At 53.0% G+C, this 15,400-nt stretch carries 11 protein-coding genes; 9 read left to right on the top strand and 2 right to left on the bottom strand.

The annotated features are described in order from the left end of the window. The first annotated feature begins 125 nt into the window (after positions 1-125). The 3 genes from MKY74_RS30365 (at position 126) to gntK (ending at position 3,905) form a co-directional block, all read left to right on the top strand. Positions 126-803: a GntR family transcriptional regulator gene (locus tag MKY74_RS30365; RefSeq protein WP_076173742.1), complete on the top strand. Its 678-nt coding sequence runs from the start codon at positions 126-128 to the stop codon at positions 801-803. A 166-nt stretch (positions 804-969) separates the two neighbouring features. After that, positions 970-2,331, top strand: coding sequence for a GntP family permease (locus MKY74_RS30360; RefSeq protein WP_076173603.1), 1,362 nt, complete (start codon positions 970-972; stop codon positions 2,329-2,331). A 35-nt stretch (positions 2,332-2,366) separates the two neighbouring features. Further along, positions 2,367-3,905 (top strand): gluconokinase, encoded by a 1,539-nt coding sequence (gene gntK / locus MKY74_RS30355; RefSeq protein ID WP_076173604.1) that lies wholly within the window; start codon positions 2,367-2,369, stop codon positions 3,903-3,905. Between the two features lie 527 nt (positions 3,906-4,432). On the opposite strand, the gene MKY74_RS30345 is transcribed toward gntK, so the two are convergent. After that, positions 4,433-5,374, bottom strand: a complete 942-nt coding sequence (locus MKY74_RS30345) for a helix-turn-helix transcriptional regulator (RefSeq protein ID WP_076173605.1) — start codon at positions 5,372-5,374, stop codon at positions 4,433-4,435. Positions 5,375-5,467: 93 nt separating this feature from the next. Between MKY74_RS30345 and MKY74_RS30340 the strand changes: the two genes are divergently transcribed. From MKY74_RS30340 to MKY74_RS30330, 3 genes are all read left to right on the top strand, one after another. Further along, a complete protein-coding gene (locus MKY74_RS30340; protein WP_208629376.1) occupies positions 5,468-7,714 on the top strand; it encodes an ATP-binding cassette domain-containing protein in 2,247 nt (748 codons plus the stop codon). Between the two features lie 597 nt (positions 7,715-8,311). Next, the gene (locus MKY74_RS30335; RefSeq protein ID WP_076173607.1) at positions 8,312-9,655 is read left to right on the top strand and encodes a hemolysin family protein; all 1,344 of its coding nucleotides are present in this window, start codon (positions 8,312-8,314) and stop codon (positions 9,653-9,655) included. Positions 9,656-9,805: 150 nt separating this feature from the next. Next, complete coding sequence (locus tag MKY74_RS30330) at positions 9,806-12,184, top strand: S-layer homology domain-containing protein (RefSeq protein ID WP_076173608.1); 2,379 nt, start codon at positions 9,806-9,808, stop codon at positions 12,182-12,184. Positions 12,185-12,246: 62 nt separating this feature from the next. Here the strand turns inward: MKY74_RS30330 and MKY74_RS30325 are convergent, their stop codons facing one another. Beyond that, on the bottom strand, positions 12,247-13,080 hold the full coding sequence (locus MKY74_RS30325; RefSeq protein ID WP_076173609.1) for a helix-turn-helix transcriptional regulator: 834 nt from the start codon (positions 13,078-13,080) through the stop codon (positions 12,247-12,249). 170 nt (positions 13,081-13,250) lie between these two features. Between MKY74_RS30325 and MKY74_RS30320 the strand changes: the two genes are divergently transcribed. The 3 genes from MKY74_RS30320 (at position 13,251) to MKY74_RS30310 (ending at position 15,395) form a co-directional block, all read left to right on the top strand. Further along, entirely contained in the window at positions 13,251-14,192 is a 942-nt protein-coding gene (locus tag MKY74_RS30320) for an NAD-dependent epimerase/dehydratase family protein (RefSeq protein ID WP_076173610.1), read from the top strand. A gap of 45 nt (positions 14,193-14,237) precedes the next feature. Further along, positions 14,238-14,357, top strand: coding sequence for an NAD-dependent epimerase/dehydratase family protein (locus MKY74_RS30315; RefSeq protein ID WP_144025486.1), 120 nt, complete (start codon positions 14,238-14,240; stop codon positions 14,355-14,357). Between the two features lie 183 nt (positions 14,358-14,540). After that, complete coding sequence (locus MKY74_RS30310) at positions 14,541-15,395, top strand: MurR/RpiR family transcriptional regulator (RefSeq protein ID WP_076173744.1); 855 nt, start codon at positions 14,541-14,543, stop codon at positions 15,393-15,395. The last annotated feature ends 5 nt before the right edge of the window (positions 15,396-15,400 follow it).

The following is a 15,400-nucleotide window of genomic DNA, read 5'->3' as shown; positions in this document are numbered from 1 at the left end:
AGGTCTGCGGCTGAAGCAGGCTTCCGGAGAGCAGGTCCCTCACCATGGATGCGGCGGTCCGTTGTATGATAGAATCGGTAGCGTACGTCATTGTACATACATTGATTTAGGAGAGTTGTCTCATGCTGCGTTATCCTTCATCCTGGCTGCAGGGTGTTTCCTTGGGAGAGTCGATTGCGTCCGAGCTGAGGCTGCAGATTATCAGCGGCCGGATCAAGCCGGGTGAAATTATTTCAGAGAACCGGGTGGCCGCCGATTTCGGGACAAGCCGTTCCCCTGTCAGAGAAGCCTTGAAATCGCTCTCGAGCGAAGGGCTGATCCGGCTCGAACGGATGGGTGCCGTCGTCGTCGGACTGAGCCTGACCGATATTGTTGAATTGTACGATGTCCGCTTCCTGATCGAGAGCTTCGTTCAGCAGCGGCTGGCCAAGATGGACCGGGATCAGCTGCTGGTTACGCTGCGCCGGATCGTTGACCGGATGGAGCTTGCGGTCAAGCATCAGGATGCCGTCGAATTTTCGTATCAGGACTTGTCCTTTCACGAGGCGATTATTGCGGCAGCGGACCATAAGCGCATTTTGCATTTATGGAACAGCATCCGGCCGATCGTGATGACCGTCATGCTGATTACGACGGAAGAGATTTTTTCCAAAGGGGAAGCAAAGCTCGGGTCCGTGATCGGCAAGCATCAGAAAATTATGGACGGTCTGGCCTCCGGCGACGAGGACGAAATCCAGAAGCTTGTACAGGAGTATTTCGCCGATTCGCGCCAGACGCTGCACCGCAGCCTGACGGATTTTTAAAGCGCTTCGTCGGCCTTTCCATTCCGTAATATGAACTAAAAGGGGCTGCTTGCGGGCAGCTTCCGCCTCATGTTGTCGACAAGTATGCAAGTATTTGAAATCAAAGCTTGGAATAATGGGTATCATATGTGAAAAACATCATGTACGAACAAAAGGAGGACAACCCATGTCCAGTATATTCGGTATGAGCCATAATTGGACGCTCATTGTGTGGACACTGATCGCCATTGCATTTCTTATTGTGTTTATTGCCAAATTCAAGTGGAATCCGTTTGTGACCTTGCTGTTGTCCGCCCTGCTGCTCGGGTTCCTGACCGGCATGAAATCGATGGATATTATCGATTCCGTGACCAAGGGGCTTGGCGGCACGCTGGGAACGATCGCGATCGTCATCGGTCTCGGCACGATGCTCGGCAAAATGATGGCCGAATCCGGCGGCGCCGAGCAGATCGCCACAACCCTCGTGAACCGGTTCGGGGAGAAACGCGTTCACTGGGCGATGATGATCGTCGGCTTTATCGTAGGGATTCCGGTATTTTTTGAGGTCGGCGTCATTCTGCTGATCCCGATTATTTTTACCGTCGCCCGTAAAACCAAAATGTCACTGCTGCAAATCGGTATTCCGATTCTGGCCGGACTGTCCACCGTACACGGACTTGTGCCGCCTCACCCGGCCCCGATGATCGCGATTGATGCCTATCAGGCGAATTTGGGGAAAACGATTCTGTACTCCCTGATCGTTGGCATTCCGACAGCGATCGTGGCCGGACCGCTCTTTGGTAAATGGATCGGCAGACGCATCCAGGTCGAGCCGCCTGCTGAGCTGGCGGAGCAGTTCTCCAGCAGCAGCACACGCAAGCTTCCGGGCTTCGGCATTACGCTGCTGACGATTCTGATGCCGGTCATCCTGATGCTGATCGGTTCGATCGCCTCGATCGTTGACCCGGATGCTTCGAGCGGTTTTACGCTGTTCTGCGAATTTATCGGTAACGAAATTATTGCGCTTCTGATTTCGGTCGTGTTTTCTTTCTTCTCCCTTGGCTTCGCCAGAGGATTTACGAAAGAACAAATATCCAAGTTTACGAGCGAATGTCTGGCGCCGACAGCCACGATCATTCTGATCATCGGCGGCGGCGGGGCGTTCAAGCAGGTGCTCATTAACAGCGGCGTCGGTGACGCCATTGCCCAAATCGCAACTTCGGCTCACATCAACATTATTTTGTTTGCATGGTTCGTGGCCGCACTCATCCGTGTTGCAACCGGTTCCGCCACCGTGGCGATGACCACGACCGCGGGGATCGTCGCACCGGTACTTGCCTTGAGCCCGGCAGCCAATGTCGAGCTCGTCGTGCTGGCGACCGGAGCAGGTTCGCTCGTCCTGTCGCATGTCAACGACGCCGGCTTCTGGATGGTCAAGGAATTTTTTAACATGTCCGTTCCGCAGACGCTGAAATCCTGGACCGTCATGGAAACGCTGTTGTCGATCGTTGCATTGATTATCATCCTGGTGCTCAGTCTGGTAGTATAAGGATATGTCTAGTGAAGAAGAAAGAAGGTTGAAACATGAGCAGTAATATGATGATCGGAATCGATATTGGAACGACGAGCACCAAGGCCGTTCTGTTCGAAGAAAACGGAAAGGTTGTGGCCAAGGGAAGTGAAGGCTATCCGCTGCTGACACCGACATCGTCCATCGCCGAGCAGGATCCGGATCTGATATTTACGGCCGTGATCCATTCGGTCAAGCAGGTGATGGATACTAGCGGAATCCGCCCGGAGCAGGTGATGTTCGTCTCGTTCAGCTCGGCCATGCACAGCGTCATTCCGGTCGGCCAGGACGGGAAGCCGCTGATGAACTGCATTACGTGGGCGGATAACCGCAGCGCGAAATGGTCCGAAGTATTGAAGAACGATATGAACGGACATGAAATTTATCTGCGCACAGGTACGCCGATCCATCCGATGTCCCCGCTGACCAAATTGATGTGGCTGCGTCATGACAATCCGGACATTTTCGAAAAGACGTCCAAGTTTATCTCGATTAAGGAGTACGTATTCGCCAAGCTGTTCAACCGGTACGTCGTCGACCATTCGATTGCCTCCTGCACGGGCCTTATGAACCTGAACAAGCTGGATTGGGACGAGGAGGCGTTGGAGGTTGCCGGCATTACGCCAAGCCAGTTGTCCGAGCTTGTCCCGACCACCTACCGCATGGATGGGCTGGATAAGACGTTTGCCGCCGAGATGGGACTCGATCCTTCCACGCCGTTTATCGTAGGCGCGAGCGACGGCGTGCTGTCCAATCTGGGCGTCAATGCGATCGAGCCTGGTGTCGTTGCCGCTACCATCGGTACCAGCGGAGCGATCCGCACCGTGGTCGATCATCCGGCGACGGATCCGAAGGGCCGCATTTTCTGCTACGCCCTGACGGAGAAGCTGTGGGTGATCGGCGGTCCCGTCAACAACGGCGGCATGCTGTTCCAATGGGTACATGATGAAATGGCCGCATCCGAGATCGAGACTGCCAAGCGTCTCGGTATCGATTCGTACGACTTGCTGACACGGATAGCGGAACAGGTGAATCCGGGATCCGACGGGCTGTTGTTCCACCCTTATTTGACCGGGGAGCGCGCCCCGCTCTGGAACCCCGACGCCCGCGGCTCGTTCTTCGGTCTGACGATGCACCACCGCAAGGAGCATATGATTCGCGCCGTCCTTGAAGGCGTCATTTTCAACTTATATACTGTACTGCTGGCGATGGAGGAACGCATCGGGCGTCCGGCCAAAATCCACGCCACCGGCGGATTTTCCCGTTCCCCGCTGTGGCGCCAAATGATGGCCGACATCTTCGATCAGGAAGTTGTCGTGCCGGAGAGCTTCGAAAGCTCCTGCCTGGGCGCCGTCGTGCTCGGCTTGTACGCCACGGGCAAAGTCGATTCGCTAAGTGTCGTCTCCGGCATGGTCGGATCAACGCATCAGCATACGCCGGTGAAGGAGAACGCACAGATTTACCATCAGCTGCTGCCGATCTTTATTAAAATTTCACGCAACCTGGAAGAGGAATATAAGGCGATCGCTGATTTTCAGCGCAGCCTGTTCTAATCCAAAAGAATGCCTGTACAGCGTTTGAAACTGCTGTGCAGGCTTTTTTTGCGTTAAACATGTTTCTGCGAAGCTAATCGGCTTTGCGCGTGGAATGCGTGATGTCAACTTTTAATGTGTGTTATATCTTACTAAGAACCAGTTGCCTAAATAGAACATAGATTATACTGAGACTCATAAAACCTCCTTAATAAGATCAGCCCGCTCTTTCGGAGCGGGCCTTTTTCTTTAAAAAGATGAATGAATTATGCAAGAGCCTAAACATATATAGAATTTACCCATATGATATCAGTATCTTCAATATGAAGGAGGTACTTTCATGAGCGACGTTAGAGGAATAGGTTATGGCTGTTGCCATAATAATGTTGGTGCTATCCTTGTACTCTTTATTCTTTTGGTAATTATCCTGAAGGCATTTTGTTGGTAATAAAGAATGACGAAAACCCTGCCGGCTGTGAGCTGGCAGGTCCTTTTTATTTAAAGACACAGAACAACCGATATGAAAGATACCGGTCAAAGGTCGTGCCTCATGCATACTGGCGGAGAATCTCCCGCGCCTGCTCACGAATCCCGTCTACAAGCTCGGGCGGCTCGATGACTTTAACGGCCGTACCCAGGTGAAAAAAGTAGCCGGTCACGAATTCCATCTCGCGCTGATCAATGACACTTTCAATGTAACCTTCATCCGGGCTAACCTCCACGATATAAGGCTCCAGCCATGGCTGGCTGCGGCACTGTCTCAAGCCTTCACGGGTCAGCTCTACATATAAACGGACGGGCGACTCCGGCGTCAGTGCCGTGCTGCGGTTGAGCCAGTCCGGCAGTTCCATCTGTGGCTCAAACGCCTGCTTCGTTTGCTCCATGGACACGATCCGGTCTGTACGAAACAGCCGGATTTCGCCATGAGCCTGATCGAACGCGGGCATGTACCAGAAGCCGTCGCTGGCGTAAATACCGATCGGAGCCACTTCCCTCACTGTATTTTCCAGCTTCGACACATATTCGATTTTAAGCAAGCGGTGCGCGGAGGCCGCCTCGATGATTTCCTTTAGAAATGGAGACGGGACGGTCCTTTTCTGATTCCAAAAGGTGATTACCGAATCCAGGCCGTCTATTTTTCTTTTCGTATCGTCAGGCAGGCTTGCGTACAGCTTGCGGGAGACGGAATCGATATGAATGTCAAAAGGAAGCGATTGATAGTACTTCAATGCCTGAAAAGCAAAAAAGATAGCAAATGCTTCTTCTTCATTAAACATGATCGGCGGCAGTGTCCGGTTGGGGAGTACCCGGTAACCACCGCTTCTTCCTGGTTCCGTATATAGCGGGACGCCCATATCGGCAATATCCGTAAGATAGCGGTGCGCTGTTCGGACAGAAATGCCAAATTCATTCGCGACATCCTGTGCAGTAAAACTGCGTTTCGCATTGACATACAGGATCAAATCAAACAATAATTTGGCTTTGCTCACAAAAGCCCCTCCTCTTCACTTAACCATGACAGTTTCTGGCATGGTTTTAGCATATCCTATTTTATACAAATCGCAAGAGGAGGAATCCACATGATTAAAGAAGATGACATTCGCGTCGTCGGCGGAAGAGAAAAAAATCTGAAGGGAGTTCATGTGACGATCCCCAAAAAGCAGATTACGGTATTTGTAGGCGTATCCGGCTCGGGTAAATCGGCGCTTGTTTTCGATACGATCGCAGCGGAGTCACAGCGGCAATTCAACGAATCGTACTCCAGCTTCATCCGCAACCGGCTCCCTCATTATGGGCAACCGGAGGTGGATGCCATTGAGCATTTGCCGGCGGTGATCGTCATGAATCAAAAAAGGATCGGCGGAAATGCGAGATCTACCGTCGGCACGGTCACGGATATTTATGCGCTGCTGAGGCTGTTGTTTTCCCGGATCGGTACTCCTTTCGTTGGATATTCCGACGTGTTTTCCTTCAACAACCCTCAGGGCATGTGCCCGGACTGCGAAGGCTTGGGGAAAGTGAAAGACATCAACGTCGACCGGTTGATCGATAGGGAAAAATCGCTTAACGAGGGGGCTATTCTGTTTCCGACCTTCATGCCCGGCGACGTCAGGTGGAAAAGATATGTCTGCACCGGCCTGTTCGATAACGACAAAAAGCTGAAGGATTATACGGATGAGGAGATGGATACGCTGCTCCATAAAAGCGGGTTCAAGCCGCCAAATCCAACGGAGGGATGGCCGCCGACGTCTCTCTATGAAGGGGTTATTCCGCGCATTAAACGTACTTATCTCTATAAAGATTCGAGAGATGCTAAAAGATATCAGGAGGCGATCGACCGCATCGTGAGCGAGAAGCTGTGCGCTTCATGCTGCGGCGGCCGCCTGAACCCACGCGTGTTGTCCTGTAAAATTAACGGAAAAAGCATTGCCGATTGTGCGGGTATGCAGGTTAGCGAGCTTATCAGGTTTATACGTTCCATCCGCGAGCCTGACGTACAGACGGTCACGGACGAAATCGTCAAGCGCCTTGGCAATTTGCTGGCGGTAGGCCTTGGCTATTTAAGCATGAATCGCGAAACGCCCAGCCTGTCGGGCGGTGAATCGCAGCGGATCAAGATGGTGCGTCAGCTCGGCAGCAGCTTATCCGATTTGCTTTATATTTTTGACGAGCCCAGCATTGGACTCCATCCGCATGATGTCAACACCATCAACCGATTGCTTAAGCAGCTGCGGGATAAAGGCAACACCGTTCTGATTGTCGAGCATGATCCGGATGTGATCCAGATTGCCGATTATGTTGTTGAAATGGGGCCGCGCGCCGGAACCCACGGTGGAGAGGTCGTATTTCAGGGAAGCTTTCATGAGCTGTTGTCATCCCCGACATTAACTGCCGGGTACTTAAACCGTCACCTCAACTTCAAAAGGGAAATCAGGAAGCCTGGCGGTTGGCTCGCCATCGAGCATGCGACTATGAATAATCTCAAAGATATTAGCGTTCGAATTCCGGCCGGCGTGATGACCGCTGTTACCGGAGTAGCGGGATCCGGAAAAAGCACGCTGATCCGTCAGGTTCTTCCGAGGTACTACCCCGAGGCGATTTTTATTGACCAAGGCGCGATTCACGCCTCCAACCGGTCCAATCTGGCCACCTATACGGACATCTTCGACACGATCAGAACTTTGTTCGCCAAAGAAAACCGCGTGAACAGTTCGCTGTTCAGCTTCAACTCCGAAGGGGCTTGTCCCCACTGTAAGGGCTTGGGGATCATATCTACCGATCTCGCCTTTATGGATACGGTCTCCAGCATCTGCGAAGCATGCGAAGGAAAGCGTTATACAGAACAGGTCCTGTCCTATCGGTTTCGCGGGAAAAGCATCAGCGACGTTCTGGCCATGACCGTGGAGGATGCGCTTAACATGTTTCATGAAAAAGAAATTGAAACGCCGCTCAAACGATTAAAGGAAGTAGGCCTCGGTTATTTGACCTTAGGACAACCTCTGAGTACGTTATCAGGGGGCGAATTGCAGCGGGCCAAGCTGGCCGCGGAGCTGGAGGGGGAAGGGAACCTGTATGTCCTGGACGAGCCGACCACCGGACTGCATATGTCTGATGTCGAGCTCCTGATCGGCCTCATGAACCGCCTCGTGGAGCGTGGCAGCACCTTGATCGTGATCGAGCACAATTTGCAGGTGATCCGTCAGGCTGACTGGATGATCGACCTCGGCCCTGGGGCCGGAGAAGAAGGCGGCCAGGTGATGTTTGAAGGCATACCGAAAGATAGCATCGATTGCAGCGCCTCGATCACCGGGAGGTATTTAGGGCTTTAGCGAGGATTCGTGGTTCAAAGGACGTTTGTGTCAAATGTGCCGGAGAAAATTTACGGTGTAGGGGATCCCGACGATTCTACGAATTGTTGGGATTTTTTTGGGCCGGGCTTTTTAGTCGAGAGACTATTTATCTTTTAGGTCTGTTTCTTCTGTAACAGTTGCACCCGGAGGAAAAGGGGATTGAGGCGTAAAGTTTACGTGCCGCCTTTGAATTCGTGTTGTGACCACCCAATAAAATCCCAAACAACACGAATTCAACAGCGGCTGAAGCCCAATGCCCGTTCCTCCCACGCGCCAAAAGTTGAAGTTACGGCCTGTTCCACGCGCCAAAAGTTGAAGTCACGACCTGTTCCACGCGCCAAAAGTCGAAGTCACAGCCTGTTCCACGCGCCAAAAGTCGAAGCCACGGCCTGTTCCCACGCTCCAAAAGTCGAAGTCCGGGTATATTCATCCCCGCATCGTCCATCCTAAGCCCATGCGTTCCCCCTCAAAATTGGGTATATACATTCCAAGAGATTATTCATCCGTCGAACATAAAGGAGGTGCTCCTTATCCTGGCCGCTCACCGCAGCCCAAGGCGCAGGGTAAGGAAATGCTGTGGAAATTGTGAAAATCATATTCGTTATTCTGCTCATCGCATTAACCGCGTTCTTCGTCGCCTCCGAATATTCGGTGATCCGGGTCAGAGTGTCCCGCATTAACCAATTGGTGACCGAAGGCAATAAAAATGCCCGCGCGGTCAAACATATCATTTCCCGCCTGGACGAGTTTCTGTCCGCCTGCCAGCTCGGAACGACGCTGACCTCGATGGCTCTCGGCTGGCTGGGGGAATCCACCGTGGAGCGAATGATCCATCCGCTGTTTGAACTCATGCATACACCCGAGTCGGTGGAGAGCATCGTGTCGTTCATTATCGCCTTTTTGATCCTGACCTACTTTGAGGTTGTGATCGGGGAACTCGTGCCGAAAAGCTTTGCGATTCAGATCGCTGAACCGATGGCATTGTTTTTCGCCCGTCCGCTGATTATTTTTTACAAAATCACGTATCCCTTCAACTGGGTTCTGAGCCGTTCCTCGCGCTTCATTACCGGCATCTTCGGGGTTAAGCCCATATCGGAGGAAGACGCTGCGTTAAGCGAAGCAGAGCTTCGTTTTGCGCTCACCGAAGGGTATCGCAGCGGCGAAATTACGCCGACCGAGTACCGCTACCTCAACAACGTCTTTGATTTCGACGAACGGGACGCACGGGAAATCATGGTGCCGCGGACTTCCATCCGTTACGTCTCCCACGATGCGACGGTACGGGATGTCCTGGGTGTCATCGAGAGCAAAACGTTCAATTACCTGCCGGTTGCGGTAGATGGCGATAAGGACCGCGTAACCGGGATTATCCACGTCAAGGAAATGCTGCATCAAGTCGTCCGGCGCGTAACCGGCGAAGACGAGAAGATTACGCCTTTTATCCGTCCGGTTCTGCAGGTGATAGAAACCGTTCAGGCGAGAGATTTGCTGGCTCAGATGCAGAAGGCGGGCATCAATATGGCGGTGCTGATGGACGAGTACGGGGGAACGTCGGGTCTGGTCACACTGGAGGATATCCTGGAGGAGATTGTGGGAGATATTCCTTCGGGTTCCGGTGGCCCGCAGCCAGCGGGATCTCTGCTGATCACGAAGCTGGAGGGCAACCGCTACCGCTTTCAGCCGCAAGCGCTCATCCATGATGTGAACAAAAAGCTGGGGACCAATATCCCGGCGGGGGATGAAGTGTATACGATCGGCGGCTGGCTGCTGTCGCAAAAGTTCGATCTTGCCGAAGGGGACGTCATCCGGCAGGACGACTGCGAATTTGCCATTCGGCGCATGGAGGGGCCGATGATCCGGGAAATCGAGGTCGTTAAGCACGAGCCGGAGGCGGAGCTGCCGGAAGCAGGGGAGGACTAAAGGTTTGAGTTTAGGAGCTCGATACAGTGGTGAGCGGGGAGCTTGGGAGTGACGGAGATAAACGTAAGAGGGCCTTTCGGGACAGCCGGAGGCCCTTTTCTTGTGGTTGTATCACATGCTCTGCGGAATATTTATGGTAAGGAGGGTGGGATGGAAGGAATTTGGCGCGGGTATCGCGAACGAATAAAATTGATTTTTCAAATGACCGTTTTAATTAAAATTGGGGGAACGAACATGGTACGCAAAGCTTTAACCGTAGTGACGGCACTTGGCGTGTTTATGGCTGCCGCTCTGCCGACAGGCGCACTGGCCAAAACCGTTGATGATTTCACCGATCTGCAGGGAGTGGACATCGCGACCAAAGCAAAACTGGAAACCTTGATCCAGGCAGGCGTTTTTCAGGGGGTCTCCGAGGATCGTTTTGGACTTAACGACACGCTTACAAGGGCCCAGTTCGCCAAGGTGCTGGCGCTGATTTTGAATCTCAAGGTCGATGACAGCTTGACGAAATCATCATTTAATGACGTTGTGGCCGATGATCCCGGCAACGGATATGCGCTGCCTTACATCGAAGCCCTCAAGCAGGCGGGGATTACCACGGGGAACGCCGACGGCACGTATAATCCGGCAGGGATGGTAACGAAGGAGCAGCTGGCCGCTTTTCTTATTCGGGGACTGGGGAAAGAAGCGGAGGCAAAATCAACGCCTGGTGTTTCGAGTGATACGGTATCGGATTGGGCAAAAGGATATGTAGCCTTGGCGCTTCAGCTTAAATTGCTGGATGGATCTGCAAACGACTTTAACGGTTCTGCAACCCGCGATGACCTGATTGACGGTTTGTCCAATAGCGGAACATATCACTATGGCAATACTCAACCGTTTCGAGTCTACAGCGTCGAGCAGACGGGGGCGAGCCGCCTTCAGGTAAATCTCAGCCGTTACAGAACGAATGAAGAGCTGTCCTTTAAAGTCGTCAGTAAAAAGTATGGCGAAGTAACCGTAAAGGCGGTGGAATGGAGCGGGACAAAAGCGACCCTGATCTTGGACCGCGAGCTGGAAGAGGACTCATATGACATCACATTGACCGGAACTGGGCCGATCGACGAGAAGTATACGCAGGGTTCTACATCTACTCATCCGGAGAAGCTTGCCAGCATCAAATTTACCGATCCCAGCGATACGGTCGCCTGGGCCAAAGAGATTCCTGTTCGTTTTGCTCCGTTAAACCAATTTGGGGAAACTATGGATCTGACCGCCGACGACTTTGACATTTCTTCCTCCGAAGATTTGACGACGGTCAAAGGGGAACCCACCGTACTGGTTCACATGAACAACTCAGCCATGAGAAGAGGTGACCGGTTTACCGTTTCCATCATGGAACCGAATGGAGGGGTGGCAGTGACCCGCATCTTTTCCATCGGAGATCCGGTGATTGTAGGAAAGCTGGAGTCGAAAGGGATCACGGATTCCTCGGGCAAAGCAATCGACTCGCTCATGAGCGGCGAGCAAGCGTATTGGAACTTTACGGCATACAATCAGTATGGGACTCCAATTCGTGACCTGGAAACTTTAACAAAGTATATCAGCGTGACTTCGGAAAAGAGTCAATTGAAATTTAGCGGCATATCGGTATCTTCAAGTGATTCAGCTCAAACCTATGCCCGGCTCGTCGCAGATACTTCGTCAGAAATTCAGGTGAAGGCAACGCTAAGCGCCGCTAGCACAGGAGAAACGTTTCAATCCACGCTTACGCTGAAGCCAAAGCCTGTCGTAGAGCCTGCCCCGGTATATTCACCTCCGGCCAGCACGCCTTCGCCCGACCCTGAACCGCCAGTAGTGGAGAACCCCGCAGCGGTAGTGGAGGAGATTGGGCTTGCGGATTTGACTTCCGAATCAGTAAAGGTTCAGCCGATTACGAAGAATGCCAAAAAGCTCTACTATGTGGTCATTCCGTCGGTGGATGCGCCTGCTGAGCTGACGGCTGAGGAGGTAAAGAACTATAAGGCAGCCCATCCTGCATCGATCAGCGGAAATGTGGATGTGACATCAACCTCGGAGAGCACGAAAACAACCATTTTGCTGAGTAATCTTTCCCCTAAGACCAAGTACAAAGTATTTGTTGCGGCGGAGAATACAGAGGGTCTTTTATCTCAAGTGAAGAAGCAGGAGATGGAGACGAGGTTTAAAATTAGTTTGGTGAACGCGTTCCTATCCTCAAATGGGCCAGATAATAAAGGAAACTTTTCTGGTGCGGTACTATATGGTGAGCCTGACAGCAACCAGGGGGAAGCCGAGCTCTTTTTTACATTGGATCCTTCCGATCAACTCAGCCAGGATGAAGTCACTATTAGAGCGGTTAATGATGCTCCATTTTCAGGGAAAAGGAATGCCAGTGGAGGGGTTGGTTCCGTTGAGGTCTTCTCTATAGAGCCATCAGATTTATCTTACACCTTGTATGTCGTAGTGAAGCAAGGCGAAAGTTACTCGGAGTTGCTCAAATATCCAATTAACTGGCCAGCACAGCCATGACCATCTAATCCATAACTTGAAGAGCACCCAAACTCATTTGGGTGCTCTTTTATACCCCATATTCATTTGCTTCTTCCCCGCACCATCTCCCCCAGCCGCTCATACGCGGCCGGACTTGCCGTATACACCATCAGCTGCAAATCCGGACTCCCCGAAGGCTGGAGGTTGATATACTCGAATTCCAGGAGGCCGATCCCGGCAACCTCCCACCGTTTATAGCAATCCGATGCCTGGCTGATGTCCTGGCGGCCCCAGTAGAACCGGAACGGTTCACTCGTCTCCAGCAGCTCCTGAATAAGCGCCTGCACATCGGGATCTCCCGGGTAGCGGGCACAATCCGCCCGGAACCTTGCAATCATGACCTGCACCTTCTCGTCCCGCTCCGCTTCGTTCATGCGCCGGGTGGATTCAGTCAGGAACCGTATCAGCCAGTTTGGCCTGGCGGTATGGTCCGTGAACACGGGCAGATCGAATACGAGCTCGGCGGCGCGGTTCCATACGAGCAGATCCCATTTTCGGTCTATGACCAGCGCCGGATTCGGGTCTAGAGACCGGACCGTTCTCTCCAGCCCGGCAGGCAGGAGCGGTGCTTCATTCGTTCCCGCGGAATCCTGCGTTTTGACAAGTCGATGCATATACTGCCGCTCATATTCATTCAGATTTAATGCTCGGGCCAGGCTGTCCAGCACCTGGACGGACGGATTTGTCTGCCTGCCCTGCTCGAGAGCGGTATACCATGATATACCGATATGCGCGAGCTGAGCCACTTCTTCGCGGCGGAGTCCCGGGGTCCGGCGTCTGCCCAGCGAGGGCAGGCCCACATCCGATGGATGCAGCTGCTCCCGGCGTGCGCGCAAAAACGCGCCCAATGTGAATCCGGCCGATGCTTCATTCATGCAGCAAAACCTCCTTATCCTGACACTGCCAATGGTACGTTACGCACAGGAGGGCAGTGCTTTTTTTAATGATTCATAATGTTGGAGAACGGCCTTCCGGATGCCTAGCTGGATGTATCGATCCGGGATAGGGCCCGGCGGCGTTACGACTGTAAGGAGGAATCAAGCATATGATCATGATTACCGGAGGGATGGGGTTCATCGGCCTCCATGCGGCCCGCGCCCTCCTTGATCTCGGCGAAGACGTTATCATTACCCGTTATCGGGAGGATCGTCTGCCGTCTTTCCTTGTCCCTTATTTGAACAAAAGGCTGTTTATCGAAACGGTGGACGTGCTTCAAGCCGAATCCCTGCTGGGAGCAGGAAAAAAGCACGCGGTCACCGGGCTTATGCATCTGGCGTCTCCCCGTATGAATGTGCCGCCCGCAGAGGGGACGCAGCAAACTGTGCAAAGCCTGCTCCATGTTCTGGAGTGCGGCAGGCGGTTAGAGGTGAGACGTGTCGTCCTTGCCAGTTCCATCGCGGTCTACGCGGGAGTGGAGATGCCGCTGTGGCGGGAGGACGACGCTTTGCCGGTACAGGCTCCCTATCCGATGACGGCTTACAAGAAAGTGGCGGAGACGATAGGCGATTTTTATTCCAGGCAAGCCGGACTAGAGGTGGTCAGCGCTCGCTTTTCCGCCTTCGGCCCGCTGGCCCGCGGACTGTACTTCCTGCCGGCCCAGGCCGTTCACGCGGCCGTTAATGGCTTACCACTGTCGTCTTATTTGCGGGGAGGACTGCTCCCCTACGAAGAAGAAGGCATGGACGTGGCCTATGTCACGGACACGGCTGAGGCGTTGGCCCGGCTGCAGACGGCCCCGTCTCTGGCCCATTCCGTCTACAACATCGGAACCGGGCAGGTAACGACCCATAAACAGATGGTCGAAGCCATTCTGCGGGTCGTACCGGACGCGAGACTGGAGCTGCGCCCCTGGAAGGGAGACGGACCGCAGTATCCTGCCATGGACATTTCCCGGATATATAAGGAGCTTGGATGGCAGCCCAGGTATTCCCTGGACCTGGCGATTGCCGAATATGCTGCTTGGTTAAGGGATGGTAACCCTTTTTAATCCGATAGATGTATCTATATTATATCGACGCAAAGGAGTCATGACATGAAAATTTTGATAACGGGAGCAACCGACCGCGTTGGGAGCCGCCTGGTGCCGCGGCTGTTGGATCAAGGATATTCCGTCAGTGTACTGGTCCGTGCGCTGAATGAAGGTGCCCTTTAGTGCATGCCCCTTCCGTCATCCCCTCGGCTTGCAATCCTCTTTTTTTGCCTATACAATAAAATTGTATTGTTGTTGGAGAAATTAACCTCCATTATTTATGATTTGGGAATTTATCTCCTAAAATGCATGCAGGTTAATAACCGCGAACCGGCTTAAAAGAGGAAGGGGAAGATACAAGTGTCCATGGTGCAGGAAATGGGAAAGACCCTGCTGAGCATCCGCAGCCATCTGAACGGACTGACGAAAACCGAGCAGAAGGTGGCCCAGTACATTTTGGAGCATGCCCAGGATATTATCTATGAATCGGTGACAGAGCTCGCCGAGAAGGCAGATGTCGGGGAAACGACGGTGCTCCGCTTCTGCCGCAAGCTGAAGTTTCAAGGCTTTCAGGACTTCAAGCTGTCTTTGGCGCAGGATCTGGTGAAGCCGACGGACCATATTCATAAAGAGATTTCCGAGGATGACGACGCGGTCACGCTCAGCCAGAAAATTATCGGTACGCACATCCAGACCCTCGACCAGACGCGCGAGCTGATCAATGGGGAGCAGCTGAGCAAGGCGATTGAGTGCCTGTTAAGCGCATCGTCCATCCACTTTTTTGGCGTGGGGTCTTCGGGCCTGACGGCGATGCAGGGGGCTCACAGCTTTGCCCGGATCGGCAAGCGGAGTACGGCGGTTGCGGATACCCATTTTCAGGCGATGGGCGCTTCGCTTATGACGAGCAGCGACGTAGCCGTAGGCTTGTCCATCTCGGGCAGCACCAAGGATACGATCGACAATTTGAATTTGGCGAAAAAAGCGGGTGCCCGCATTATTGCGATTACGAGCAACGCCCGTTCCCCGATTACGAAGGTAGCGGACATCGTATTGATCATGGTAGGCCGGGAGAATCCGCTTCAGGGAAGCTCTTTGTCGGCGAAAATGTCCCAGCTGGCCGTCATCGACATGCTGAACGTCGCCGTATCTTTGCGAATGAAGGATGAAGCGCTGAGGTACCGGGAGATCACGGCCAAAGCGACATCGGATAAATTGTATTAACCGGA

The sequence above is a fragment of the Paenibacillus sp. FSL R5-0378 genome (assembly GCF_038009285.1).
Lineage (GTDB): Bacteria > Bacillota > Bacilli > Paenibacillales > Paenibacillaceae > Paenibacillus_AQ > Paenibacillus_AQ favisporus.
This window is presented reverse-complemented; position numbering and strand designations above follow the sequence as displayed.

Excerpts from the sequence above, each read along its gene's own strand:
- MKY74_RS30360 (WP_076173603.1), top strand. The coding sequence starts at position 970 with ATGTCCAGTATATTCGGTATGAGCCATAATTGGACGCTCATTGTGTGG.
- gntK (WP_076173604.1), top strand. The coding sequence starts at position 2,367 with ATGAGCAGTAATATGATGATCGGAATCGATATTGGAACGACGAGCACC.
- MKY74_RS30330 (WP_076173608.1), top strand. The coding sequence starts at position 9,806 with ATGGAAGGAATTTGGCGCGGGTATCGCGAACGAATAAAATTGATTTTT.
- MKY74_RS30325 (WP_076173609.1), bottom strand. The coding sequence starts at position 13,080 with ATGAATGAAGCATCGGCCGGATTCACATTGGGCGCGTTTTTGCGCGCA.
- MKY74_RS30320 (WP_076173610.1), top strand. The coding sequence starts at position 13,251 with ATGATCATGATTACCGGAGGGATGGGGTTCATCGGCCTCCATGCGGCC.
- MKY74_RS30315 (WP_144025486.1), top strand. The coding sequence starts at position 14,238 with ATGAAAATTTTGATAACGGGAGCAACCGACCGCGTTGGGAGCCGCCTG.
- MKY74_RS30310 (WP_076173744.1), top strand. The coding sequence starts at position 14,541 with ATGGTGCAGGAAATGGGAAAGACCCTGCTGAGCATCCGCAGCCATCTG.